Origin of the sequence: Stenotrophomonas sp. (assembly GCF_032061965.1) — a bacterium.
Lineage (GTDB): Bacteria > Pseudomonadota > Gammaproteobacteria > Xanthomonadales > Xanthomonadaceae > Stenotrophomonas.
This window is the reverse complement of record NZ_DAMBEF010000003.1, coordinates 148,935-174,138: the sequence shown is the minus strand read 5'-3', so window position 1 is coordinate 174,138 and position 25,204 is coordinate 148,935. Positions and strand designations below refer to the sequence as shown.

The following is a 25,204-nucleotide window of genomic DNA, read 5'->3' as shown; positions in this document are numbered from 1 at the left end:
ATGGCAGCAGGGCCGGAAAGCCGGCCAGTATACCGGGCCTGTGCGGCGACGCCCTGCGGCTGGCTTAATAGGCGAGAGAGCTGATAATCAGTCTCATCGCGACAGTACTGAACTATCGCGGCAATGCCTTGCTTAGGCCCCTCTCCCGCCTGCGGTAGAGGGGTTAGGGTGAGGGCGCTCTCAAAGCACATAAAGCTAGAGCTGCCCCCAACCGCCCCACCGCCTTCGCGGAGGCAGGCTCTCCCGGCACCGTCCCCCGCACGCGGGAGAAGGAAGCCAGCCCTACACCTTGGAGTCTTTTGCCATGCCCAACTGGATAACCCTCACCACCCCACTCGGTCCCGTTCGCGCCTGGCAGGCCCTGCCAGCAGGCACTCCGCGCGCCGGGCTGGTGGTGATACAGGAAATCTTCGGCGCCAATGCCCATATCCGGCACGTCGCCGAACAGTACGCCGCCGAGGGCTACGCGGTGCTGGCGCCGTCCTTCTTCGACCTGATCGAACCCGACCTGCAACTGGACTACGATGCCGCCGGCGTCGCCCGCGGCAAGGCGTTGGTGGACGAACTGGGCGTGGATCGCGCGGTCACCATTGTGGAAAGCGCCGCTGCGGTCCTGGCGCACTACGGCAAGGTCGGCACGGTCGGCTACTGCTGGGGCGGCACCATCGCCATGCTGGCCGCGCAACGGCTGGGCCTGCCATCGGCGAGCTACTACGGCGCACGCAACGTGCCGTTTCTGGACACGCCTTTCAAAGCGCCGGCGATCTTCCACTTCGGTGAACTGGATGCCTCGATCCCGGCCGCCGCCGTTGCAGCGCACCGTGAAAAGCAACCCGACTTGCCTGTATATGTCTACCCGGCCGATCACGCATTCAACCGCGAGGTGGGCATGCATTACCACGCTCCCAGCGCCGACCTGGAACGTGAGCGCACCCTGGCTTTCCTGAAGGAGCAGTTGTGAGCACTACGCGGCAGCCACACGCGCTGGCCAATAGAACCGCACCGCGTATCCGGACAGGGTGCGCTGTTTGAGTCTGGATGCATGGACCGTGGAGCCGCTGGGCGAAGACGGCATCCTGCTGCGCCTGGGCAGCGGCATCGAAGCGCAGATCAACCATCGGGTCCACGAATTGGCTGACCGCATCGCCGCGCTACGCCCGGAGTACCTGCGTGACATCGTGCCGGCATATTCCAGCTTGGGCCTGTTCGTTGACCTGGAGCACCGCCAGGTGTGCGGCCGTGCGCCAACCGAGATACTCGCTCCCTTGCTTGCGCAGCTGGGGAACACCAACACCTCGCACGCAGGTCACTCACCCCCGCCCGTCATCGAGATTGCGGTGTGCTATTGCGCTGATTGCGCCCCCGACCTGGCGGAGGTGGCGGCGCACACCGGCATGGATCACGACGAGGTGATCGAACGTCACAGCGGCGCGTTGTACACGGTCGCGATGATCGGCTTCGCCCCGGGCTTCCCCTATCTGCTCGGGCTGGACCCCGCACTGGCGATGCCACGCAAGGCCAGTCCTCGCACCTTGGTGCCGGCTGGCAGCGTGGCCATCGGCGGCAACCAGACCGGCATCTATCCCAGCCAAAGCCCCGGTGGCTGGCAGTTGATCGGGCGCACATCGGCGCGCTTGTTCGATCCGCGCAGATCTGCCCCGACCTTGTTGCGACCGGGGCAGCAACTGCGCTTTGTTCCGGTGAGCCATGAGCACTCCCTTCGCGCGAACGAGGGGCCCCAACGATGACAAGCGCTGAACCGGCTGCCTGCATCACGGTACTGTCCCCTGGCCTGCTGACCACCGTGCAGGACGAGGGGCGCGTTGGCCTGCGCCATCTCGGCGTAGCCGTCAGTGGCGCAGCCGACGCGTGGTCGCACGCGCTGGCAAACCTGCTGGTGGGCAACGCCAGCCAGCAGGCAACCTTGGAGATCACCCTGACCGGCCCCACCCTGCACTTCAGCCGGGCCAGCCGCATCGCCCTGTGTGGTGCGCGCATTGACGCCTCACTGGATGGACAGCCCTTGCCGGGCTACCGGCCGATAACCGTGCCGGCAGGCAGCACCTTGCAGTTGGGGCCGTGTCGCGACGGTGCACGCAGTTACCTGGCGGTTGCCGGCGGCGTGGATGTTCCCGAGGTATTGGGAAGCCGCAGTACCGATCTGCGCGGCGGCTTTGGCGGCTACAACGGCCGCGCCTTGAAGGCCGGTGACGTACTGCCATTGCATGCCGATGCCGCCGCCGACGACGCATTGCGTATTCCGGCCTGGTGGATCGACGGCAATGCGGCCGCCTCGCCCACTGGCAATGATGACCCCCTGACCATCCGCCTGCTGCCCGGCACCGACATGGCCGATGGTCTTTTCGACGCCATCTGGCAGGTGGACAACCGCAGCAACCGGCAAGGCTTGCGCCTGCAAGGGCCGCAATTGCAGGTGCGCGACCAGCGTGAACGGGTATCCGAACCGGTGAGCGCCGGCGTGCTGCAGCTACCCGGCGAAGGACAACCCATCGCCTTGCTCGCTGATGCCCAGACCCACGGTGGTTATCCACGCATTGGCCATGTCATCCGCGCCGACCTGTCCCTGCTGGCACAGCTTCGCCCCGGCTGCACCCTGCAATTTCGCGCCTGCAGTGCCGAACAGGCACGCCAGGCCGCCAACGAACAACGCCACCGGCTGTACCGTATCCGCCAGGCCATTGCTGCACGGACTCTTTCTGTATGACCCAGAGCATCGATTTCAATTGTGACCTCGGCGAGGGCTGCGGCAGCGACGCGGCCATCGTGCCGTGCATCAGCTCGGCCAGCATCGCCTGCGGTGGTCATGCCGGCGACACCGCCAGCATGCGCCAGGCCATCGCACTGTGCCTGCAGCACGGCGTCGCCATCGGCGCGCATCCCTCGTTCGTGGATCGCGAACATTTCGGCCGTCGCGAATTGAGCTTGCCCGCCGCCGACATCCAGCAACTGGTGGTTGAACAGGTTGGCACGCTGGCCGCACTTTGCCGCGAAGCTGAGACCAGCCTGCAACACGTCAAGCCGCATGGCGCGCTCTACAACCTTGCCGCACGCGATACAGCAACCGCCGATGCCATCGTCCAGGCAGTACATGATTGCGACCCGGGCCTGTTTCTCTATGCCTTGGCGGGGTCCGAACTCAGCGCGGCCGGTCGCCGTCGCGGCCTGCGCGTCGTCGAGGAAGTGTTTGCCGAGCGCGGCTACACCGCCGGCGGGCGGCTGGTGCCTCGCGATCAGGCCGGTGCCGTGATTGACCGGCTGGACGACAGCCTGGCCCAGGTGCGCGGCATGCTGCGGGATGGCAGCGTACGTGCGGTAGACGGAAGCCTTGTGCCGATCCGCGCCGATACGCTGTGCCTGCATGGCGACCGGGCAGATGCTGCCGATTTCGCCCATGCCCTGCGCACTGCCTTGCAAGCCGAGGGCTATGCCATCGTTGCGCCCGCACAGCGGGGCACGCACGCATGAGCTACCTGCCCCTGATTGGCATCGCGATGGTGGTGGTCGGCTTCCTGCTGCGCATCAACCCGGCCCTGATCGTGGTCAGCGCCGGCGTGGTGACCGGCTTGGTCGCCGGCAAGACGCCGATGCAGGTGCTGGAGCTGCTGGGCGAAGCCTTCACCAAACAGCGTTACCTGATGGTGTTCGTGCTCACCCTGCCGGTGATCGGCCTGCTGGAGCGCAACGGCCTGAAGGAACGTGCGCAGGCCTGGATCACCCGCCTGCGTAGCGCCACCGCCGGACGCCTGTTGATCGGCTACCTGGCCATCCGCCAACTGGCGTCCGCACTGGGATTGACCAGCCTTGGTGGCCATCCGCAGACGGTGCGCCCGCTGCTTGCGCCCATGGCTGAAGCCGCCGCCGAAGCCAAGCACGGCCCGCTGCCCGAAGCCTCCCGGCAACGCTTGAAAGCGCTGTCCGCCGCCACCGACAACGTCGGCCTGTTCTTCGGCGAAGACATCTTCATCGCCTTCGGCGCCGTCCTGCTGATCCAGGGTTTCTATGCCGAGCACGGCATCCAGTTGGAGCCGCTGCACATCGCGCTATGGGGCATCCCCACCGCCATCTGCGCGTTCCTCATCCACGCGAGCCGACTGGCGCGGCTGGACGCGCAGTTGCGCCGCGAGGCTCTGGCCATCGCTGCGCAAGCGGCAACGGACAGGGAGTGCGGCCGATGATCACCCTGCAATGGATCTATTGGTTGGTCGGCGGCTACCTGGCCTGGGTTGCCCTGCGCGGGCTGCTCGATCGCAGCAACCCACGGCGTTTCGGCAATGCCCTGTTCTGGGGACTGGTCGCACTGACCATGCTCGCTGCCGAGCGGTTGCCGCCTGCCGTCGTTGGTGGATTGGTGGTGGTGCTGGCCTGCCTCGCCGGCTTCGGCGCCCTGGGCCGCGGCCACTATGACGAAGGCAGCAGTGCCCAACGCGAAGCCAGTGCACAGCGGCTGGGCAACCGCCTGTTCGTGCCGGCACTGCTGATCCCCTTGATCGCGGTCGCCGTTGCAGTGCCACTGGCCAATGTGGAGATTGCCGGCAGCAGACTGTTTGGCGCCCAACAGACGACCTTGATCGGCCTTGGCCTGGCCTGCCTGGTCGCCACGACCGCGGCCTGCCTGTTGACCCGCAGCACGCCGGCGGCGGCCGTCGAGCAGTCCCGGCGCCTGCTGGATGCGATTGGCTGGGCGGCGATGCTGCCGCTGCTGCTGGCCACCCTGGGCAGCGTTTTCGCCGCCACCGGCGTCGGCGAAGCCATCGCCGGCCTGATCCGCATGGTGATCCCGGTGGAGAACCGTTTCGTCCTGGTACTGGCCTATGCGCTGGGCATGGCCGCCTTCACCATGGTCATGGGCAACGCCTTTGCTGCATTCCCGGTAATGACGGCCGGCATCGGTCTGCCGCTGCTGGTACAGCTGCACGGCGCCGATGCCGCATCATTGGCCGCACTGGGCATGTTGTCGGGCTATTGCGGCACCCTGCTGACACCGATGGCGGCGAACTTCAATCTGGTGCCCGCCGCGCTGCTGGAGCTGCGTGACCCCAACGCGGTGATACGCGCGCAGGTGGCAACTGCTGTGCCCCTGCTCGCCTGCAACGTCATCCTCATGTACTTCATCGTTTTCCGCTGATGCCGACTTCACGCCAATCCCCCACCCTCCTGCTGACCGGCTTTGGCCCGTTCGGTGGCCACCCAGGCAACCCGAGCCAGGACGTCATCCGCGCCCTGCATGACACCCAGATCGCAGGGCACCGCGTCATCAGCGTCGAGCTGCCGGTCGTGTTCGGCGACGCCCTGCAGGCGTTGCGCCGTGCCCTTCGGCGCAGCCAGCCAGCGCTGGTGATCTGCATCGGCCAGGCCGGCGGACGTGCTGCGATCTCATTGGAGCGCATCGCCATCAACGTGGACGATGCCCGCATTGCCGACAATGCCGGCGCGCAGCCAGTGGACCTTCCGGTGATCGACGGCGCCCCGGCTGCCTACTTCACCTCGCTGCCGATCAAGGCCATGCTGCAGGCGCTGCGCGAGGCAGGTATCCCGGCCGAGGTATCGCAGACCGCCGGCACCTTTGTCTGCAACCACGTGTTCTATGGTTTGATGCATGCACTGCGACGACGCAAAGGCGTGCGTGGCGGGTTTGTGCACATCCCCTTCTCTCCACGGCAGGCAGAGCAGCAACCCGGACAGCCCAGTCTGCCGGTGGAGACCATGATCGAGGGCATCCGGATTGCCATCGAAGCAGCACTGCAGCACCACACCGACCTGGCCATCCAGGCCGGAGCCGAGCATTGATCGACCCCCGCCCCAACCGCAAAACGGAGAACCTGCATGAGTGAAGACTTCGAACTGGATTCCCGCCTTGCCACCGACAGCGTACTGATCGCTGACGGTCCGCTGTCCCAGATCCGCCTGATGAACGATGACCGTTTTCCGTGGATCGTGTTGGTACCGCGCGTTGCCGGCGCAACCGAGTGGATCGATCTGGACGGCAATCAACAGCGCCTGCTGCTGGCCGAGATCAACCAGATCTCCCAGCACCTGAAGCAGAAACCCAATGTCACCAAGATCAATATCGGCGCGCTTGGCAACATCGTGCGTCAGCTGCACATCCATCTGATCGGCCGCCACGAGGGCGATGCCGCCTGGCCGGGCCCGGTGTGGGGCAGCGGCAAGGCGCAGCGCTTCGACGCCGATGTGCTGGCCGAACGTGTCGAAATCTGGCGCCAGCGGCTACGATAAGCAGCTACCCACCAACGGACACCGCAAGCCGATGCGCTCCAACCTGATCGCCGCCCTGATTCTGATCATCGTCGGCTTGTTTTTCCTGGCCAAGAACCTTGGTTGGATCAATGGCAACATCGGCACCATGCTGGCCACCTGGTGGCCGGCGATCCTGGTCGCCGTCGGCATCGCCATGCTGTTCGGGCGCGGCAAGTAAGCCGGCAGGAACGTAGGCCCTAGGAACCAGTAACGCAGAGAGCGGGATTCCGCTCGGCTTATATTGCGTTGCTCGTTCCATCCTCTACGTTTCTGGCTTCAAAGGCATGCTGTACGGGCGCAGCAAATAGGCCGGCAGGAACGTAGGCCGTAGGAACCAGGAACGCAGAGAGCGGGATTCCGCTCGGCTTTTATTGCGTTGCTCGTTCCATCCTCTACGTTTCTGGCTTCGAAGGCATGCTGTACGGGCGCGGCAAATAGGCATGGTAGGAACGTAAGCCGTAGGAACCAGCAACGCAGCGCGCGCGATGCCGCCCGGCTTTTGCTGCGTTGCTCGTTCCTATCCTCTACGTTTCTGGCTCCAGCGCCCGGTTTCCCGCCGGCTTCAGGTGCGCGGCAGGGTAACGCCGGTCTGGCCCTGGTACTTGCCACCGCGATCCTTGTACGAGGTTTCGCAGACATCGTCCTTGTCGGCCTGGAAGAACAGCATCTGCGCGACACCCTCATTGGCGTAGATACGCGCCGGCAGCGGCGTGGTATTGGAAAACTCCAGCGTCACATGGCCTTCCCACTCCGGCTCCAGCGGGGTGACGTTGACGATGATGCCGCAGCGCGCATAAGTACTCTTGCCCAGGCACACCACCAGGGTGTCGCGCGGAATGCGGAAAAACTCCACGGTGCGCGCCAGCGCGAACGAGTTCGGCGGGATGATGCATTCATCGGCCTCGATATCGACAAAGCTCTTCGGGTCGAAGTGCTTGGGGTCGACAATGGTCGAGTTGATGTTGGTGAACACCTTGAACTCGCGCGAGCAACGCACGTCGTAGCCGTAGCTTGAGGTGCCATAGCTGACGATACGCTGGCCGTCCAGTTGCTTGACCTGCCCGGCCTCGTACGGCTCGATCATGCCGTGCTGTTCGGACATGCGGCGGATCCAGCGGTCGCTCTTGATGCTCATTCAATGGTCCTGGTTGGGGTGCCGGGTACTGCCCCGGCCAAGGGTGGCTGATTCTAGCCCAGCGAGGCGGTCGGTCGCAGCGCGCCCCACCGTCCCCGCCGGGCAGTGCTCAGCTCAGCGAGGCAATGATCGGAATGCTGGCCCGCGGTCGCTTGGCCAGCTCCTCGGCCAGGCGGCGGGCCGCTGCCATGTACGCCTGGGCAGCAGCAGACTGTGGCTGCGAGGCCACGATTGGCGTCCCCACGTCGCCCTGTTCACGAATGTTGATGTCCAGCGGCAGCGAACCCAACAGAGGCACCCCATATTGCTCGGCCATGCGCTGCCCACCGCCCTCGCCGAACAGGTGCTCGACATGCCCGCAGTTGCTGCAGGTGTGCACGGCCATGTTCTCGATGACACCCAGTACCGGCACCTCGACCTTCTCGAACATGGCCAGCGCCTTGCGCGCGTCCAGGGTGGCAATGTCCTGTGGCGTGGTGACAATCACCGCACCGGCCACCGGGATCTTCTGCGACAGGGTCAATTGGATGTCGCCGGTGCCCGGTGGCAGGTCGATCAACAGGAAATCCAGGCCATCCCACAGCGTGTCATTGAACAGCTGGGTCAGGGCCGAGGTCGCCATCGGGCCGCGCCAGATCATCGGTGAGTCCGGCTCGATCAGGAACCCGATCGACATCGCCTCCACACCGAATGCGCGCAATGGCTCGATGCTCTTGTTGTCCGGGCTTTCCGGGCGACCGCTCAGGCCCAGCATCGCCGGCACACTGGGTCCGTAGATATCGGCGTCCAGCACGCCCACCCGGGCCCCCAGCTCCTTCAGCGCCAAGGCCAGGTTGACGGCGGTGGTGGATTTGCCCACCCCGCCCTTGCCCGAGCCCACCGCTATCACGTTGCGGATACGTGGATGGGGCGAAAGCCCTTTTTGCACGCGGTGGGTGGCTGGACGGGACTGATCGTAAAGCTGCATGACGTAAAGAATTCAAAAGAGTTGGCCGAGATAGTGCCACAGCCAACTTTCGCCGCAAAAACAATGAACCAGCACGTAGCGAAAATCCGCCGCATTGACGAAAATACAGGTTTCATTCATCTTCAGCGTAAATGTGCCACGAGTCGGCACATTCGCCATAGTCAAGGACGCCACATCGATGAACCCTCTCAAGTGCGCCAAATTTGCCCTCGCAGCCAGCATCGCGCTGGCTGCAACAAATGCCCAAGCCACCCCCACCCCCCTGCCGACGGATAGCTTTGCGAAAATCCCCGCGATTCAGTCCGTGACGATGAGCGCCGATGGCAAAAGGCTCGTCGCCATCATCGCCGCGCCAGGCAGCAACAATGGCGATACCGCACTGGCCAATTGGGACATGGACAAGCTCGGCAGTGGCCCTACTTCAATCACCCCCTCGGGTGATCGGATGAAATTCATCGCCGCCAGCGCGCTCAAGGCGGGAAAGACGCTGGTCATCGGCCGTCAGGAATTCACCGGACAACTGTCAGGCTGTGGCGAAGGCAACTCCACTGGCGCCACAAAGACCTTCTTGACCAAGGCCTATCTGACGGATCCAAGTCAAACAAAGTTCGACGAAGCATTCGCCGACAACACCCGCAAGCTCGGGGTCAGCGAACAGACACAGCGCTGCCTGGAATTGGCCGGCTCTGCATCGCTAGTTCACTCGCTTCCGCTGGATCCTGAGAAGGTCATCATCTCGCAGATGAATGAACTGACTTTGTCGGCAAACTACTACCTATTCAACCTGGCCACCGGAAAGACCGAACTACTGTTCCGCGGCGGAACCCGCGCTTCACCAGGCCTCTTCCACCCCCGGAATGGCGAACTTCTGACCCGCAGCCAGATCGAACCACTGGGATCGAACGACTACGAGCAGCAGATCCTGATCAAGAACAAGGACAACGGGCAGTTCGACAAGCACGACGCCCTTACAACCAAGCTCAGCGACCGCTACACCATGGAAGTTGCGGGAATCGATGACGCTACGGGCAAGCTTTACATTCTGACTGACAAGTTCTCCGATCAGGTCCAGGCATGGCAATACGACCCCGCGACCAAAACCTTTGACAAGGAACCTCTGGCAGCCCACCCACAGTATCCGATCGGCGGCCTGATCATCGGCACGCGCCCAAGCAATTTCAATCAGGTTCTGGGCTTTTACGTAGACGGTCCGCGCCGCGAGGCCGTTTACGTCGACCCACAGATGAAAGCGCTGAGCGACAGCCTGAAGCAGGCCTATCCAGGACAGTACGTCGCCATTACAGGCTATAACGACGACCTATCCAGGGTGCTATATACCACCAGCAGCGCAAGCAAACCGACCTCCTACTTTGTCCTTACAGACAAAAAGAGCGTTACCTCATTGGGTAGCGAACGCCCCTGGATGGATAGCAATCAGATCGGCGAGCAACGCTGGATCACCTACACAGCGCGTGACGGCCGTAAGATTCCGGCCATTCTTGACCTGCCAGCAGGCTGGAAAGAAGGCGATGCCGCTCTACCGGCGCTCGTGCACCCGCACGGCGGCCCCTGGGCACGTGACTACACAGGCTGGGACGCATCCGGCTGGGTACCGTACTTCACATCACGCGGCTACGCGGTAGTTCGCCCCCAGTACCGTGGCAGCACCGGCTTCGGCCGTGACCACTGGATTGCAGGCGACAAGCAGTGGGGCCTGACCATGCAGGACGACAATGATGATGCTGCCGCTTGGCTGGTTTCTCAGGGCATCGCAGCAAAGGACCGCATCGCCATCTTTGGATACTCATACGGAGGCTTTGCCGCAGCAGCAGCGACAGTTCGCACCCCATCACCGTTCCAGTGTGCCATTGCAGGCGCCCCGGTGACCGATCTGGCACGCCTTGGCGTCTCGTGGAGCGAGAATCGCCTTCAGCGCATCCTCCAGGGGCAGACGGTCAAGGGCATGGACCCTATGCAGCACACCGCCAGCGCCGGTATCCCAGTCCTGCTCTACGTGGGTGATCGCGACGTCCGCACGCCAGCATTTCATGCCCGCGGCTTCTACAACGCAGTCCAAGGGAAGGTAGCAGCCAAGTTCGAGTTGATCCCGGACATGCCCCATAGCATGCCTTGGTACCCCAGGCACTACCAAGCAACGCTCCCGCTGATGGAAAGCTTTCTGCGCAGTGACTGTGGCCCGAACGGACTTTGACCCCCTCAGCCCTTCGCCTTGCGGAGGGCTGAACAGGCATACAACAGAATTAGTTACAAATACTTGATATTCACCTTGCATTTAAATTACTTGCTACCTAGACTCGGTTAACCGAAACATAACAAGACGGGGAAACAGCTGTATGCGCAAAGAAAACGGACACACTTCGCCAATTCGCCTGCCTCTGACACTTGCAGTTCTGGCCTGCCTCCAAGCGGCTCCCGCATTCGCACAAGAAGCGACCACTTCGGAGAGCGACAAGTCAAGTCAGCAGCAGACAAAAGCCGGTGCAACCGACCTTGACAAGGTAACCGTCACCGGCTCTCTGCTTCGCCGCGCTGACTACGACACTATTTCCCCCGTCTTTACCATCGAGACCGAAACCAACACGGCACAAGGCCAGGTCAACGTCGGCGAATTCCTGCAGAAGTCCGCCATCGGCGCTGCCGAAACACAGATCACCCACCAGTTTGGTGGATTCGTGGTTGATGGCGGCACTGGCGTGCAGACTTTCTCGCTGCGTGGACTTGGCGCCAATCGCACCCTAGTGCTGCTCGACGGCCAGCGTCCCGGCCCGGCAGGCACCCGTGGTGCAGTGGGCGCGTTCGACCTGAACGTCATTCCGACTGCTATTCTGCAGCGCGCTGAAATTGTGAAAGATGGTTCGTCTTCGATCTACGGCTCCGACGCGGTCGCTGGCGTGGTCAACCTGATCACCAAGAAGAATTTCGAGCGCCCTGAACTGACCGTCACCTCCCGTATCCCGCAGCACGGTGGCGGCGAAGTTTTTGCCGCCTCACTGGCCAACGGCTGGAACTTCGAAAAGGGCAGCGTTGTCGCTGCCGTAGAGTGGTACCGCCATAACGAACTGACCCGTGGTGAGCGCGACTTCCTCAACTGCTCGGAGGATCTGGTTACGGATGCAGACGGCAACCGTATCGACCGCACGGATGCCTCGATCTACGGCCCGCGCCCGTTCTGCCTCAACATGCAGCACAACTACATCGCGGAGTACGGCACCGCGACGGTATGGGTACCAACGGCGGACGGCAGCACAAACGGTCCGTTCGCTGGCTATGCCCCAAGACAGGACAAGACCTACGCAAACGGAAGCACCCAGGCCTATACGCAGATCCCATCCAACTTCAGTCGTTGGGGTGAAGCCCATATCATCAATCGCCAGGAGCGTAAATCCGCTTACCTGGCCGGTGATTTCGGCTTCGATTCGTTCAATTGGAAAAGCCAGTTCCTCTACAACCAGCGCGACACTGAAAACTTCAGCTGGCGTCAGTTCTTCCCGTACTTAGAAGCACCGGGCACTGCTAACGGAATTGCTCAGCCAGTCATGCCGTTCAAGTCCATCACACAGGTCCAAGTAGACTATTACTACCTGGCCAACAAACTAAATGGCCTGTTTGCGGGTACGGATTCCTGGGGCTGGGAAGTCAACGCGAACTACAGCCGCTCTAGCGGCACCTATCGCAATCTGGGCATTGACACTCGCCTGACTGGCGACCTCAACTACGACAACAGTGGTACGCCCGCTGGGAATTTCTTCGACCCAGGCTATCTGAGTGGCGCCAAGGTGGATGAGCTGGTTAGCATCCTCGGCATCTGGCATACGGGCAAGACCACCTTTGACCAGGCTACCGTCAACGCCGTTTTCAGCGGCGAATTGTTCGACATGCCAGCAGGCCCTGTCGGAATGGCTGCCGGTTTGGAGTACCGCTACTACAAGATTGACGACCAACCGAGTCAGGTCTCGCGCGATGGGTTCATCTGGGGCTCTTCCAGCGCCGATGTCACCAAGGGCGATGACAAGGTCAAAGAAGCGTTCGTGGAATTGGAGGTGCCGCTGCTCAAGGGCATCACGGGCATCGAGTCGCTGACCGCCAATGCTTCCGGACGTATGTTCCAGTACGACTCGGTCGATGGGTCGGACAGCGTGTGGAAGGTCGGCCTGAGCTGGCAGATCAATTCCGCGTTCCGTGTTCGCGGCACATTGGGCACGTCGTATCGCGCCCCGGGCTTGTATGAGCTTTACCTTGGTAACCAGACCGGGTTCCTGGGACAGACCGCCATCGACCCTTGCATTCGCTGGGGTGAAACGAACAATGACCAGTTGGCGGCAAACTGCGGCTCCTTGGGTATTGCTCCCGACTATGCAGGCAATGGCTCCAGCGCAACGATTTACACCAGTGGCGGCGCAGGCCAGCTGAAGCCGGAAACCTCGCGTGCCAAGAGCGTCGGCCTGGTCTTCACGCCATCGTTTGCAAATCTGAATGTGGCAGTTGACTACTTCGACTATGAAGTAAACGACCAGATTGCCTCTCTGGATGCGGCCGACATCGTCGGTGGCTGCTATGGCTCAACGTCGTTCCCGAACAAGTTCTGCGACCTGATGACCCGTAACCCTTCCACTGATCCGAATGAACCTTTCCGGATTACCGAAGTGCATGCGCAGTACATCAACATCAACAAGCAGCGCACCCGTGGTTGGGACCTGACGGCAAACTGGGAACACGAGTTCGGTTTCGGCAAATTTGCGGTGGATACGCAGGTCACCTACACGCTGGAAGACGTGATGCAGTTGTTCGACAGCGCGGAGGCCAGCGGCCTGAGCAATTCGGACCAGCTGGGCTTCATCGGCCGTCCGGATCTGGTTGCCAATCTTGGGCTGACCTTCAAGCGTGGTGATTGGGCCTTCAACTGGCTGACCTCGTACATCGGTGAAACCAAGAACAAGGACCTGTCGGAAAAGTTCACCTATCTCGGCCGTCCGGACTCCTACCGCGACATCACCGCTGACGCTCGCTACTACCACACTGCGTCGATGACGTACGACCAGTCGGACTGGCAGATTCTGGTTGGTATCGCCAACGTGTTCGATGCCAAGCCGGCGTCGATCTCGACCGGCGCCGGAACGCGTTACGGCAATGTGCCTGCCTTCGCGACGCAGTACGACTACTACGGTCGCACCCCGTTCGTGCGTCTGAAGTACAAATTCTGATCCTAAACTGGCAACACGTTCTGTGAGGAGGCGACTTAGGTCGCCTCCTTTTTTTCCGAGATCTGTTTACACCTTAGTTTTACAGGTCATCCAATATCCTTTTTGCCGCATTGTGCCCCGGCGCCCCCGTGACCCCGCCGCCCGGATGCGCGCCAGAACCACAGATATACAGGCCGGGTAATGCCCCCTTGTACCCAGCCTGCCCCAGCATGGGCCGCGCACTGAACAACTGGTTCAAGCTCAGCGCACCGTGGAAGATGTCCCCGCCAATAAGCCCGAATGTCCGTTCCAGATCCAGCGGACTCATGATCTGCCGGCCAAGTACCGAAGCTGCAAAGCCAGGCGCATGCCGGTCGACGGTGGCGATCATCAGATCCGCCACTTCCTCGCGATGATCGTCCCAGCTTCGCCCCTCCGGAAGCTGCGGTGCCACGTGCTGGCAGAACAGGCTGGCAACGTGCTGGCCTGGCGGCGCGAGCGTGTCATCCAAGGTGCTTGGAATCAACATCTCGACCACCGGCTCACGTGACCAGCCATGGCGTCTTGCATCCACATAGGCGCGATCCATGTAGTCCAAGCTGGGGGCAATGATGATGCCCGCCGTCAGGTGGTCGCCCTCTCCGGGCAGGACCGTAAAATCCGGCAACTTCGACAACGCGACATTCATGCGGAACGTGCCTGAGCCACAACGCCAGTTGTGCATGCGCTGCAGGGTGTCCGGCGGCACATCGGCTGGATCGAACATGCGTTCGTACAGCAGCTTTGGATTCACGTTTGCAACGACAGCTGCGCCACGGATCACCTCGCCATCACACAGCGCAACCCCGACTGCACGCCCGTTTTCAACCAGCACCTTCTCAACTGCCGCATCGGTTCTTATCTCGGCACCGGCTTCGATTGCTGCCCGCGCCATCGCCTGGGTGATTGCACCCATGCCTCCAATGGCATGCCCCCAGGCGCCTTTGACGCCGTTGCTTTCACCGAACACATGATGCAGCAGGACGTAAGCAGTACCCGGCGCATACGGGCTGGCGTAGTTGCCAACGATGCCGTCAAAGCCGAACAAGGCCTTGATGGGCGCGCTTTCGAACCAGCGATCCAGGTACTCGGCAGCGGAGATGGTGAACAGATCCATCAGCTCCTGCTGCAAAGCCGGCCCAAGGCCCTGCAACTGGCGTCCCAATTTCCCTGCCTTCCACAACTCCGGCAATGCAGCCAGCCATGGCTGACCACTGATGTTCGGCGGCGCCTGCAACGCCTGCGCGCGCAACACGTCGGCAAAGAGTTCAAGCCGCTGCTCGTACTCCGGCAAGCGTGCCGCATCGCGGGTGGAGAACCGCGCCACCTGTTCGGCGGTACGCCCTGCCCCGGCCAGCAGGTACTCGCCATCGCCCAATGGCAGGAAGTTGTTGAGCCGCCGCGACACGACCCGCAGGCCATGCCGCTCCAGCTGCAGATCGGCAATCACCTTGAGTTGCAACAGCGACACCGTATAAGAAGCCACGGAATTGCGGAACCCGGGATGGAACTCCTCAGTGACGGCCGCCCCGCCTACCACCGGCCGCCGCTCCAGAACCAATACCCGCTTGCCAGCCTGGGCCAGGTAGGCCGCACACACCAGCCCGTTATGGCCCCCGCCGATAAGCACGGCATCCCACTGCTTGGTCGTTGATCTGGTCATTCCGCTATATAGCACCGCTTTCTGGCCGATTCCCATCGGACCAGGCCCCATCAGGGCATGACCTTCGACACCCTTTCCTCATCGGTTTCAGGCGTATCTTCTTCGGTCGGCCCCGGTTCCCGAGGCCCTACCCGTGCTCTGAATTCGGCCTGGAGGCCATTCCCGTGATCGTTCGCAAACCCCAGATTCTCCTGCTGTCGCTGGCCGTCGCCGCTGCGCTGACCGGTTGCCCCAAGCAGGAAGAGCAGTCCCCGCCAGCCGCTACCGACGCTGCTCCGGCGGCCGCCGCCACCGAGCTGAAGCTGGACGAGTCCAAGCTGCCGGCCTACAACGCCTTCACCGCTGCCGACCTGGATACCAGCAAGGACGCGTGTACCGATTTTGGCGGTTACGTGAATGACAAGTGGCTCACTGCCAATGAAATTCCGTCCGACCGCACCAGCTGGGGCGCCTTCACCATCCTCGACGAGCGCTCGGTCGCCGTACAGCACCAGCTGGCCGAGCAGGCCGCCGCGATGAAGAACGCCACCGGCATCGAAAAGATCGTCGGCGACTTCTGGGCTGCCGGCATGGACGAGGCCAAGATCAATTCGCTGGGCATCACCCCGCTGAAGGCCGACCTGGCCGCCATCGACGGCCTGCAGGACAGCGCCGCGCTGGCCGACTACCTGCGCAGCACCGCTGCCAAGGGTGAGAACTTCCTGTTCGGCTTCGGCCCGGAAGCGGACTTCAAGAACTCGGCCATGAACATGGCCTATGCCAGCCAGGGCGGCCTGGGCCTGCCGGACACCACCTACTACACCGACGCGAGCAAGGCCGACAAACTGGCTGCCTACAAGGCCCACGTGGCCAAGGTGCTGGAGCTGAGCGGCGTTGCCGCCGCCGACGCCGCCAAGCAGGCCGAGGACGTGATCAAGTTCGAAACCCGTCTGGCCAAGGCGTCCAAGTCCAGCGTCGAGCTGTCGCGTGACGTCTCGCTGTACTACAACCCGGTGACCGTGGCCGATGCCGACAAGCTGACCCCGAACTTCAGCTGGACGGCGTTCTTCCAGGCCCAGGGCATTGCCGCACCGGAGAAATTCTCCCTGGCCATGCCCAGCTTCCACCAGGAAGTCAGCAAGATGCTGGCCGACACCGACCCGGCCACCTGGCGCGCCTACCTGCGCTTCCACACCGTGGACGGCGCATCGCCGTACCTGAGCAATGAGTTCGTGCAGGAAAACTACGCGTTCTACGGCAAAGAACTGAACGGCCAGAAGGAAATCAAGCCGCGCTGGAAGCAGGTGCTGGGCACCATTGAAAACGATGCCGGCGACGCCTTCGGCCAGATGTACGTCAAGGTCGCCTTCTCGCCGGAGTCCAAGGCCAAGATGGAAGAGCTGGTCAAGAACCTGGCTGCCGCCCTCAAGGACCGCATCCAGAACCTGACCTGGATGAGCGACGAGACCAAGGCCAAGGCCATCGCCAAGTGGGAAACCTTCACCCCGAAGATCGGCTACCCGGACAAGTGGCGTGACTGGTCGGGCCTGAGCACCACCCATGACGACTACCTGGGCAACGTGCGCGCTGCCAATGCGTTCAATTACAAGTGGGCACTGGGCAAGATCGGCCAGCCGGTCGACAAGACCGAATGGGGCATGACCCCGCAGACCGTCAACGCCTATTACAACCCGCTGCAGAACGAGATCGTGTTCCCGGCCGCCATCCTGCAGCCGCCGTTCTTCGATCCGAACGCCGACGACGCGCTGAACTACGGCGGCATCGGTGCCGTCATCGGCCACGAAATGACCCACGGTTACGACGATCAGGGCAGCCGCTTCGGGCCGACCGGCAACTTCGAGAACTGGTGGACCCCGGCCGACTCCAAGGGCTTCGCTGGCCTGACCGGCAAGCTGGTCAACCAGTTCAACGAGTACAAGGTGGGCGACCAGAAGGTCAACGGCTCGCTGACCCTGGGCGAGAACATCGCCGACCTGGGCGGCCTGGCCACCGCCTATGACGCCTTGCAGAAGGCCTCGGCGGGCAAGGAAGACGCCAAGGTTGACGGCTTCACCCGTGACCAGCGCTTCTTCTTCAACTGGGCCACCGTGTGGCGCACCAAGTACACCGCTGAAAACGCCAAGGTCCGCCTGGCGACCGATCCGCACGCCCCGGCGCAGTTCCGTGCCATGGGTGCACCGTCGAACCTGCCGACCTTCGCCGCTGCGTTCCAGTGCAAGGCCGGTTCGCCGATGGTCCGCGCCGGCGACAAGCAGGTGGTGATCTGGTAATCCCCGCCCTGCGGTGATCACCCAGGAAGGCCCGGCATTGCCGGGCCTTCTTCGTTCACCGAGCTGGAGCGGCATAAGCCGCGAAGCCAACACCCCCGAACGCCGAACAGGCCCAGGATCAATCCGGAGGCACCACGCAGCTTCGCCCCTTGCCTTGCGAAGCATTCCGCAAGGCCGCGTGGTAGGAATGACACCCCGCACGGCGTGCACCAACACTGCCCCGGCTGCTCCCTGAAGGGTCAAATTTCCAGTGGGTTCGCCGCTTGCGCCGCTGCTAGCGGCGGCGGGGTTTGATGCAGTACCCAAATCACGGGCCCAGGCCGGCGCCAATCGCCCGCCGGCTTGTTAAACTCCGCCCACTTTGTCCTTCTGCGGATATGCACCACATGCCAAACGTACGCCCGCTTTCACTCGCCCTGGCCATGAGCCTGGTGGCAGTCCTGTCCTCCACCGATGCCCAGGCTGCCCGCAAGAAGGCGGCTGCGCGCGCCCCGGCGGTCAGCGCGGCCTGTACGGATTTCTACGAGGTGGGCAACGCCGACTGGCTCAAGGCCAATCCGGTTCCGCAGACCGGCGCCGTCAGCTCGCTCAGCCTGCTGGCCAACAACACCCGTGCCCAGCAGCGCCAGCTGCTGGAGCGCTCGATGAACACCCCACAGGGCAACGTGCAGAAGCTGCTGGGCGATTTCTGGGCCAGCGGCCTGGACGAAGCCGCGATTGAAGCCGATGGCTCCAAGCCCATCGCTCCGCTGCTCACCCGCATCAATGCGATCAGGAAGGCCAAGGACATCCCGGCCTCGATCGCCGCGCTGCACCAGGTTGGCATCCCGGTGGCCTTCAACTTTGCCCCGGATGTGGACCTGAAGGCATTGGACCGCCACATCGGCTATTTCATGCAGGGCGGCACCGGCCTGCCGGACCCGGCCTTCTACACCCGCACCGATGCCGACACCGTCGCGCTGATGGGCCGCTACCGTGCCTACGTCAAGCAGATCCTGGCACTGACCGGCACCCCGGCCGCGCAGCTTGACGCGGAATCGGCGCTGGTCATCCAGCTGGAAACCGAACTGGCGCGTGGCGCGCATTCGGTGGCCGACATCAACAACCCGTTCAACAATTACGCGCCGGTCGCCACCAAGGACCTCAACAGCAGCTACCGCAACCTGCAGCTGGATGCGTTCCTGAAGGCACAGGGTGTCAACGACGACCTGGTATCGCTGGCCGACCCCGCGCTGTTCCAGCAGCTCAATGGCATGGTCAGCCGCCTGCCGGCCAACCAGTGGAAGGCCTACCTGCGCTGGCGCGTGGGTGACTCAATGGCGCCTTACCTGTCCAAGGCTTACCGCGACGCTGAGTTCGAATTCCGCGGCCGCGTTCTGCGCGGCCAGACCATCGCCCCGGCACGCCCCGATGCGGTGCTCGATGCCATCAACGTGGCCGCGGGCCCGATGCTGGGCCACGAGTACGCCAATACTTACCTGAGCCGCGACACCCGCCGCCAGGCCGGCGTGATGGTTGACCAGATCCGCGAAGCACAGATTGCGGCAGTCAAGCGCAGCACCTGGCTCAGCGCCGAGGCCAAGACCGAAGCAGAAGCCAAGCTGGCGGCGATGAAGATCGAGATCGGCACCCCGCTGCGCGACTTGGACTACACCGTGCAGCCGATGGGGCGCGGCAGCTTCGGCGGCAACATCCTGATCGCATCGACCTGGCGCCACGCCCAGGAAATGAAGCGCATCGGCAAGGGCAACGCCGACCGCCGTTGGGACGTTCTGCCGCAGCAACCGGCGATCGGCTACGACATCGCCCAGAACCGCCTGATCGTGACCGCTGCCGCCCTGCAAGGCCCGATCTTTGCCGAGGCCGCAACCCCGGCCGAGAAGTTTGGTGCCTTCGGCGGCATGGTTGCCCATGAGGTAAGCCGTGCCATCGACGTCAAGGGCGCGATGATCGATGCCAAGGGTGAGCTGCGCAGCTGGTGGACGCCGGCTGACAAGAGCGCCTGGACCCTGCTCGGCAACCGTGCGGTGGTCCAGTACGGCGGCCTGCCCTTCCCGGGGGTGAAGGATGCCAAGGTCAACGGCGAACTGACCCGCGACGAGAACATGGCCGATATCTCGGGTGTGGAAATCGCGTGGGAAGCCTTCACCACCGCCCAGGCCAACGCGGTGCTCGCTGACAAGCAGGCATTCTTCAAGGGCTGGGCCGGACTGTGGGCGCAGCAGCTCTCTCCGAACGAAGCCCTGCAGCGCCTGGCAACGGACGTACGTGCACCCGGCCGCTGGCGCACCAACGCACCGTTGGCCAATCTGCCGGCCTTCGGCGAAGCCTTCAGCTGCAAGCCGGGCCAGCCGATGCAGCGCAACGACGCAGAGCAGCTGAAGATCTGGCGCTGATGCAACAACGCTGAAGCAAAGAAAAAGCCGCGGAATCCGCGGCTTTTTCTATTTGTAGTGCCGAGCAATGCTGGGCTTTGCGTTACCGGCAATGCAGCTTGCCAAGCATGGCCCGGCATTACCTGTCGTCAGGTTCTTGGTGAAAGGCCTTGCCGAACATGGCTCGGCACTACAGAGGGGTTACTTGACCCGGCGCAGATGCGGGCCGCCACGCTTGTTGAACGGCGGTTGTCCTCGCCAGTAGCGGATCAACAACCAGCCAAACAGCATGCCGCCCAGGTGCGCGAAGTGGGCGACGCCAGGCTGCCAACCGGTGAAACCCAGCAGCAGTTCAATCGCACCAAAAACGATGACGAAGGTGCGCGCCTTCATCGGAATCGGCGGGAACAGCAGCACGACCCGCTGGTTGGGGAACAACATGCCGTATGCCAGCAGCAGGCCAAACACACCACCGGATGCACCCAGCACCGGATTGAATTCACCGGCAAGGCTGGCAACCAGCAACTGACACAATCCTGCGCCAACCACGCACACCATGTAATACGTCAGGAAACGCTTCTCTCCCCAGGTCGCCTCCAACGGCGCACCGAACATGAAAAGCGCCAGCATGTTGAAGAACAGGTGACCGAAGCTGCCATGCAGGAAGCCATAGCTCAGCAGCTGCCACGGCTCAAATCCTGGTGAATCCAGAAATGCCTGTTGCGAGCCCAGTGGCCACAGCATCAACTGGATGAAAACACCCCCCAACTGCGGAATCTGCTGCAGCAGGAACAGGGCAACGTTGGCGATCAACAACGCCTGGGTAATCTTGGGGAGTCGCGGGAACATGGTGGCATCCGGGATAACTGGCCCCATGATAGCCGCAGCAGCTCAGCCCGGCCCCCAGATCGCCTCATCCATCGTATCGGCGGGCTTTGCCCGCCTGACCCGCCCGTTTTCCACAACCACCCCTTCCGCGCGCAGCCGCTGGCTCTGCTCGCGCCAGCCGCGCGAGCCCTCCGGCATGGCAATGCGGCCATCCGACCGCAGCACCCGGTGCCAAGGCAGCTCGGGGTCATCGTTGTTGCCCAGCAGCCGAGCCACAAGTCTCGCCCGCCCCGGCAGTCCGGCCTTGGCGGCCACCTCTCCATATCCCATCACCTGACCGCGCGGAATGGCGCGGATGGTAGCCAGGATGCGGGCGTGGCCCTCGGTCGGATCGGCAACCGCGCTCAGCGCCGCTTCGCCACGCCGCTGCCCACCAGCAATACGCCGAACAGTACCAGGACCGTCCCCGCGCTTTGCCAGATCCCCATGGGTTCTTCGAGCAGCCATACGCTCAGCACAATTGTGGAAACGGGTCCCAGCATACTCACCTGTGCCGCCAAGGACGAACCGATCCGCTTGACCCCGATCATGATCGCCAGCACCGGCAACACGGTGCAGAGGGTGCCATTGAGCAACGACAGCCAGTACACCGGCGGCGCATACGTCCACAACGCGCTGAGCGGCTGGAACAGCAGGTATTGGCCGATGCACAACACGCAGGCCACCATGCTGGCGTACGCCGTCAAGCGCACCGCCCCGATCCGCGCCACCGACTGCCCGCTGCCGAACAGATACACCGCATAGCTCAGTGCGCTGGCGAACACCAACGCCGAGCCGATCAGCGTGCGCCGACCTTCCAATTGGATGTCGTGGCCGAAAGCAAGCAGCACGCCGAGGTAACTGACCAGCAACGCCGCCACCTGCATACGGGTGGGCCGCTGCTTGAGCACGACCAGCGCGATCAGCACCACCAGGGTTGGGCTGAGATACAGGATCAGCCGCTCCAGCGTGGCACTGATGTACTGCAGACCGAGAAAATCGAGATAGCTGGACAGGTAATAGCCGCTGAAGCCCAGTAGCAGCACCCGCCAGCGATCGCCGGCACTCAAGGGCTGCGCACGTCGTGCCGCCCACATGCCCATGGCAATGAAGAACGGGAAGGCGATCATCATCCGCAGCGCCAACAAGGCGGTTGCGTCGGCGCCGTGGCGGTAGGCGAGCTTGACGATCACGGCCTTGCCGGAAGCGGCAATGGCGCCAACGCCAGCCAACAGCAGACCACTGACGAGCAGCCGTCGCGAACTGGTGGGCAATAAGGGAGAAGCCGCGACTGGATCGCGCGGGGGTGAAGCATTCACGGTGTTACGGCATCCACGGGAAAACGCTTTGCATTATGGATGCTTCCGGCCTGGCCAGGGTTCGCGACCAGGACCAAGGCCAGACCGAGCAAGGTGGTCGCCCCCTCCCTGCGGTCAGCGCAGGGAGGATGAAGAGGCAGTGCCTTGCGCAGGCACTGGACACTTACCGCATCAGAACCACTTCCTCAGCGGAGGTAGGATGGATAGCTACTGTCTCCTCCATCTGCCGCCGCGTCACTCCGGCCTTGAGTGCCACTGCAAACCCTTGCAGGATCTCGTCGGCGCCCTCGCCCAGCAGATGGATGCCCACCACCGTTTCCTCGTCGCCGGCACATACCATCTTGAACAGGCTGCGTACTTCACCCTGTCCCAGCGCCTGCAGCATCGGGCGGAAGCGGCTGTAGTACGTGGTGACCTTGTCGAAACGACGGCAAGCCTCCTCTTCGCTCAAGCCCACCGTGCCCAACGGCGGATGCGCGAACACCACGCTGGGAATATTGTCGTAGTCGAGCTTCGCCTCGGGCTGCGCGCCCAATACCCGATCCATCAAGCGACGGGCTGCGGCGATGGCAACCGGGGTCAAAGTCACCCTTCCGGCGACATCACCCACGGCATAGATGCCCGGCACGGAGGTGTTCTGGTACTCGTCCACCTCGATGGCCCCCTTGCCATCCAGCTTCACCCCCGCCTTTTCAAGGCCCAGACCGGCCGTATTGGGACCGCGCCCCGTGGCAAACAGCACGGTGTCGAACACGGCGTGTTGCGGTCCGTTCTGCAGTTGAGCAGCGATACGCTCCTGCTGTTTCTCAAGCGACTTCACCTGGCAGCCAAAGTGCAGCTCTACCCCTTGCAAGCGCAGGTTCTCTGCGAGCTGGTCGGCCACTTCGGCATCAAACTTGTCCAGCAGGCGCTGGCCGCGCACCAGCAGTGCAACCTCGCTGCCAAGCGCGCGCAGGACGCCGGCCAGCTCCACTGCGATATAACCGCCACCCACCAGCGCAACGCGCCCGGGGCGCGACTGCAAGGCAAAGAAGTCGTTGGACACGCCCCCCAACTCGGCGCCTGGCAGAGTGGGCTTGAGCGAATGCGCACCGGTGGCAATGACGATGTGCTCGGCCCTGAACTGGGTGCCGTCTTCGCACTGGACCGTGTTTGCATCAACCAGGTGACCACGGCTGCTGATGCGGACCACGCCGGTTTCATCCAGACGCTTCTGGTAGCTGGTGTGGATGTTGGCAATGTACTGCTGGCGCCGCGCCAGCAACGTAGGCCACTCCAGCGCAGGCTCCACTGGCAGGTCAAAGCCGATCTTGCGTGCCAGGCCGATGCGCTCGGCCAGATCAGCTGCCAGCCACATCGCCTTCTTCGGCACGCAACCCACGTTGACACAGGTTCCGCCCAGCGCTGCAGGCTCCAACATGGCCACCTTGGCACCGTAGGAGGCGGCACGGAAGCCAGCGGCCAGCCCGCCCGATCCGCCGCCCAGTACCACCACATCATAATTGCGTGCACTCATGGCACGCGCCCGCCGTCGCAAGGTGACAGATCCATTGCAGCGCTCTGTCTGGCAATCCGTTCGATCATCGTCTGCTCACTCCTGGCTCATGCTCGTTGGCAGCATGCCATGTCACGCTGCCGAACCGGTGTGATTGATTGCTGGCGGCATTGCCCGCACTCCGCTTTTGCGAACACCAGCTGAGACTGGCTGGCACAGGCGACAGCATTGCGCCGCGGCGCTTTCAGCGCCGCAGCTGCGGCAGGCCAAGATAGGTGAATGCCCGCCAAAGCCACTCCACCGGCCCGAAACGGAAATACCGAAGCCACACATGGCTTAGCACTACCTGCGCCACGAACAGCGCCACCGCGAACAGCAATTGGCTCGCGCGCCCCACCTGCTCGAACCAGCCCAGGCCATAACCGTAGAACACCAGGGTGCAGACCAGCGACTGGCCCAGGTAGTTGGTCAATGCCATGCGTCCGGCCGGCGCCGCCCACCTGAGCGCGTGGCTCCAGCGCACGCCCCACCCCAGATAACCCAGGCACATCAGCAAGCCAGCCACCGAGGTCAGCGCGTATGCCAAGCCACTGCGCACGCCAAAGCTGCCCGGCGCGAGATAGGGCTGCAGCGCAACGCTGCCCAGCATGACCGCCAGGCCCAACGGCAATGCGCCCCAGCGCATGACCTGCCACAAGCGGGTGAAACGCGCCGGCTCGGCAATGGCGCCACTGCGCGCAAACCATGCGCCCAGCAGGAACATTCCCAGCACCTGCGGACCTACTACCAACAAGGCTCCCAAGGCACTGCGGAAATCACTCACACGCTGCACCACTGCCTGCAGATAGCTGCCCTGCCCATATACATCGCGCTGGGCCTGGATCGATGCCAATGCCTCATTCGTCATCACAGCCGCGTCCCCGTCAGGCACCAGCGCCATCACCGCGCCGAGCACCAGCATCAACATGGCGGCCGCCAGATAGGTGGCCACACCCAATGCAGGCAGCCAGCTGCGCGGCGCCTCGCGGAACGCCAACAGTGCAAACGACAGCAATGCGTAGCAAAAAAGGATATCGCCGGACCACACCAACACCGCATGCAGCAGCCCGATCACCATCAGGCCAAGGCTGCGTCGCAGGTAAAACAGGGTGAACTCGCGCCCCGCCACCTCCGCACGCTGCGCCATCACTGCGAAGCCGGCACCGAACAGCAGGGAAAAGAGAGTGAAAAACTTGCCCTGCACGAACACATAGACGAAAGCATCGGCCCAGTAGTCCCAGCCGGTCCAATGCGGATCGATGCCAGTGAAGGACAGATCCAGCGGGCCGCTGAAGGCTTCGATGTTCATCAGCAGGATGCCGAACAAGGCAACGCCGCGCAGCACATCCAAGGTGACGATACGCTCGTTGGCTGCCACAGGCTGGAAAGCGGAAGAGGACAACGGCGACATCCTTCGACAACAGGTGCGCGATTAGAGCATGCAGACCGATGTACTGCCGAGCTATCCACGACGGGGACCATTCCGGGCACGGCACTACGGGGGCGCCCCGGCGCGCTCAGGCCTTGCAACGCAGAACGGCCCGCGTTGGCGGGCCGT

21 protein-coding genes are annotated in these 25,204 nt (G+C 63.1%); 13 read left to right on the top strand and 8 right to left on the bottom strand.

Annotation, left to right across the window (positions count from 1 at the left end):
• The first annotated feature begins 304 nt into the window (after positions 1-304).
• The 9 genes from RT460_RS02945 (at position 305) to RT460_RS02905 (ending at position 6,454) form a co-directional block, all read left to right on the top strand.
• On the top strand, positions 305-961 hold the full coding sequence (locus tag RT460_RS02945; protein WP_313317060.1) for a dienelactone hydrolase family protein: 657 nt from the start codon (positions 305-307) through the stop codon (positions 959-961).
• Between the two features lie 67 nt (positions 962-1,028).
• Positions 1,029-1,748 carry a 5-oxoprolinase subunit PxpB gene (pxpB, locus tag RT460_RS02940; RefSeq protein WP_313317059.1) on the top strand — a complete coding sequence of 240 codons (720 nt, stop codon included), beginning with the start codon at positions 1,029-1,031 and terminating at the stop codon, positions 1,746-1,748.
• Positions 1,745-2,725, top strand: a complete 981-nt coding sequence (locus tag RT460_RS02935) for a biotin-dependent carboxyltransferase family protein (protein ID WP_313317058.1) — start codon at positions 1,745-1,747, stop codon at positions 2,723-2,725. Before pxpB ends, RT460_RS02935 begins: the two co-directional genes overlap by 4 nt.
• Positions 2,722-3,486, top strand: coding sequence for a 5-oxoprolinase subunit PxpA (locus RT460_RS02930; protein WP_313317056.1), 765 nt, complete (start codon positions 2,722-2,724; stop codon positions 3,484-3,486). Before RT460_RS02935 ends, RT460_RS02930 begins: the two co-directional genes overlap by 4 nt.
• Positions 3,483-4,196, top strand: coding sequence for a DUF969 domain-containing protein (locus RT460_RS02925; RefSeq protein ID WP_313317054.1), 714 nt, complete (start codon positions 3,483-3,485; stop codon positions 4,194-4,196). The genes RT460_RS02930 and RT460_RS02925 overlap by 4 nt, the downstream gene beginning before the upstream one ends.
• Positions 4,193-5,146, top strand: coding sequence for a DUF979 domain-containing protein (locus tag RT460_RS02920; protein ID WP_313317053.1), 954 nt, complete (start codon positions 4,193-4,195; stop codon positions 5,144-5,146). Before RT460_RS02925 ends, RT460_RS02920 begins: the two co-directional genes overlap by 4 nt.
• Complete coding sequence (gene pcp / locus RT460_RS02915) at positions 5,146-5,808, top strand: pyroglutamyl-peptidase I (RefSeq protein WP_313317051.1); 663 nt, start codon at positions 5,146-5,148, stop codon at positions 5,806-5,808. The genes RT460_RS02920 and pcp overlap by 1 nt, the downstream gene beginning before the upstream one ends.
• Before the next feature lie 36 nt (positions 5,809-5,844).
• A complete protein-coding gene (locus RT460_RS02910) occupies positions 5,845-6,255 on the top strand; it encodes an HIT family protein (protein WP_313317049.1) in 411 nt (136 codons plus the stop codon).
• Between the two features lie 31 nt (positions 6,256-6,286).
• On the top strand, positions 6,287-6,454 hold the full coding sequence (locus RT460_RS02905) for a DUF5668 domain-containing protein (RefSeq protein ID WP_313317047.1): 168 nt from the start codon (positions 6,287-6,289) through the stop codon (positions 6,452-6,454).
• A gap of 384 nt (positions 6,455-6,838) precedes the next feature.
• Here RT460_RS02905 and dcd read toward each other — a convergent pair whose 3' ends face one another.
• A complete protein-coding gene (gene dcd / locus RT460_RS02900) occupies positions 6,839-7,411 on the bottom strand; it encodes a dCTP deaminase (protein ID WP_313317046.1) in 573 nt (190 codons plus the stop codon).
• A gap of 109 nt (positions 7,412-7,520) precedes the next feature.
• On the bottom strand, positions 7,521-8,378 hold the full coding sequence (apbC, locus tag RT460_RS02895) for an iron-sulfur cluster carrier protein ApbC (protein ID WP_313317045.1): 858 nt from the start codon (positions 8,376-8,378) through the stop codon (positions 7,521-7,523).
• A gap of 178 nt (positions 8,379-8,556) precedes the next feature.
• On the opposite strand from apbC, the gene RT460_RS02890 reads away from it, so the two are divergent.
• Entirely contained in the window at positions 8,557-10,590 is a 2,034-nt protein-coding gene (locus RT460_RS02890) for a prolyl oligopeptidase family serine peptidase (RefSeq protein WP_313317044.1), read from the top strand.
• Positions 10,591-10,732: 142 nt separating this feature from the next.
• A complete protein-coding gene (locus RT460_RS02885; protein WP_313317043.1) occupies positions 10,733-13,600 on the top strand; it encodes a TonB-dependent receptor in 2,868 nt (955 codons plus the stop codon).
• Positions 13,601-13,679: 79 nt separating this feature from the next.
• On the opposite strand, the gene RT460_RS02880 is transcribed toward RT460_RS02885, so the two are convergent.
• Positions 13,680-15,281 carry an NAD(P)/FAD-dependent oxidoreductase gene (locus RT460_RS02880; protein WP_313317042.1) on the bottom strand — a complete coding sequence of 534 codons (1,602 nt, stop codon included), beginning with the start codon at positions 15,279-15,281 and terminating at the stop codon, positions 13,680-13,682.
• A 167-nt stretch (positions 15,282-15,448) separates the two neighbouring features.
• On the opposite strand from RT460_RS02880, the gene RT460_RS02875 reads away from it, so the two are divergent.
• A complete protein-coding gene (locus tag RT460_RS02875; RefSeq protein ID WP_313317079.1) occupies positions 15,449-17,551 on the top strand; it encodes a M13-type metalloendopeptidase in 2,103 nt (700 codons plus the stop codon).
• A 386-nt stretch (positions 17,552-17,937) separates the two neighbouring features.
• Positions 17,938-19,947, top strand: coding sequence for a M13 family metallopeptidase (locus RT460_RS02870; RefSeq protein ID WP_313317041.1), 2,010 nt, complete (start codon positions 17,938-17,940; stop codon positions 19,945-19,947).
• Between the two features lie 180 nt (positions 19,948-20,127).
• Here RT460_RS02870 and RT460_RS02865 read toward each other — a convergent pair whose 3' ends face one another.
• The 5 genes from RT460_RS02865 to RT460_RS02845 all read right to left on the bottom strand — a co-directional run bounded on the left by RT460_RS02865 (position 20,128) and on the right by RT460_RS02845 (position 25,048).
• A complete protein-coding gene (locus RT460_RS02865; RefSeq protein ID WP_313317040.1) occupies positions 20,128-20,775 on the bottom strand; it encodes a rhomboid family intramembrane serine protease in 648 nt (215 codons plus the stop codon).
• 42 nt (positions 20,776-20,817) lie between these two features.
• On the bottom strand, positions 20,818-21,162 hold the full coding sequence (locus RT460_RS02860) for an MGMT family protein (protein WP_313317078.1): 345 nt from the start codon (positions 21,160-21,162) through the stop codon (positions 20,818-20,820).
• Positions 21,159-22,067, bottom strand: a complete 909-nt coding sequence (locus RT460_RS02855; protein WP_313317039.1) for a DMT family transporter — start codon at positions 22,065-22,067, stop codon at positions 21,159-21,161. Before RT460_RS02855 ends, RT460_RS02860 begins: the two co-directional genes overlap by 4 nt.
• Before the next feature lie 208 nt (positions 22,068-22,275).
• A complete protein-coding gene (gene gorA / locus RT460_RS02850) occupies positions 22,276-23,628 on the bottom strand; it encodes a glutathione-disulfide reductase (RefSeq protein ID WP_313317038.1) in 1,353 nt (450 codons plus the stop codon).
• 223 nt (positions 23,629-23,851) lie between these two features.
• Positions 23,852-25,048, bottom strand: coding sequence for a DUF418 domain-containing protein (locus tag RT460_RS02845; RefSeq protein ID WP_313317037.1), 1,197 nt, complete (start codon positions 25,046-25,048; stop codon positions 23,852-23,854).
• Positions 25,049-25,204: the final 156 nt, after the last annotated feature.

Excerpts from the sequence above, each read along its gene's own strand:
- RT460_RS02945 (WP_313317060.1), top strand. The coding sequence starts at position 305 with ATGCCCAACTGGATAACCCTCACCACCCCACTCGGTCCCGTTCGCGCC.
- RT460_RS02935 (WP_313317058.1), top strand. The coding sequence starts at position 1,745 with ATGACAAGCGCTGAACCGGCTGCCTGCATCACGGTACTGTCCCCTGGC.
- RT460_RS02930 (WP_313317056.1), top strand. The coding sequence starts at position 2,722 with ATGACCCAGAGCATCGATTTCAATTGTGACCTCGGCGAGGGCTGCGGC.
- RT460_RS02925 (WP_313317054.1), top strand. The coding sequence starts at position 3,483 with ATGAGCTACCTGCCCCTGATTGGCATCGCGATGGTGGTGGTCGGCTTC.
- RT460_RS02920 (WP_313317053.1), top strand. The coding sequence starts at position 4,193 with ATGATCACCCTGCAATGGATCTATTGGTTGGTCGGCGGCTACCTGGCC.
- pcp (WP_313317051.1), top strand. The coding sequence starts at position 5,146 with ATGCCGACTTCACGCCAATCCCCCACCCTCCTGCTGACCGGCTTTGGC.
- RT460_RS02910 (WP_313317049.1), top strand. The coding sequence starts at position 5,845 with ATGAGTGAAGACTTCGAACTGGATTCCCGCCTTGCCACCGACAGCGTA.
- RT460_RS02905 (WP_313317047.1), top strand. The coding sequence starts at position 6,287 with ATGCGCTCCAACCTGATCGCCGCCCTGATTCTGATCATCGTCGGCTTG.
- dcd (WP_313317046.1), bottom strand. The coding sequence starts at position 7,411 with ATGAGCATCAAGAGCGACCGCTGGATCCGCCGCATGTCCGAACAGCAC.
- apbC (WP_313317045.1), bottom strand. The coding sequence starts at position 8,378 with ATGCAGCTTTACGATCAGTCCCGTCCAGCCACCCACCGCGTGCAAAAA.
- RT460_RS02890 (WP_313317044.1), top strand. The coding sequence starts at position 8,557 with ATGAACCCTCTCAAGTGCGCCAAATTTGCCCTCGCAGCCAGCATCGCG.
- RT460_RS02885 (WP_313317043.1), top strand. The coding sequence starts at position 10,733 with ATGCGCAAAGAAAACGGACACACTTCGCCAATTCGCCTGCCTCTGACA.
- RT460_RS02880 (WP_313317042.1), bottom strand. The coding sequence starts at position 15,281 with ATGACCAGATCAACGACCAAGCAGTGGGATGCCGTGCTTATCGGCGGG.
- RT460_RS02870 (WP_313317041.1), top strand. The coding sequence starts at position 17,938 with ATGCCAAACGTACGCCCGCTTTCACTCGCCCTGGCCATGAGCCTGGTG.
- RT460_RS02865 (WP_313317040.1), bottom strand. The coding sequence starts at position 20,775 with ATGTTCCCGCGACTCCCCAAGATTACCCAGGCGTTGTTGATCGCCAAC.
- gorA (WP_313317038.1), bottom strand. The coding sequence starts at position 23,628 with ATGAGTGCACGCAATTATGATGTGGTGGTACTGGGCGGCGGATCGGGC.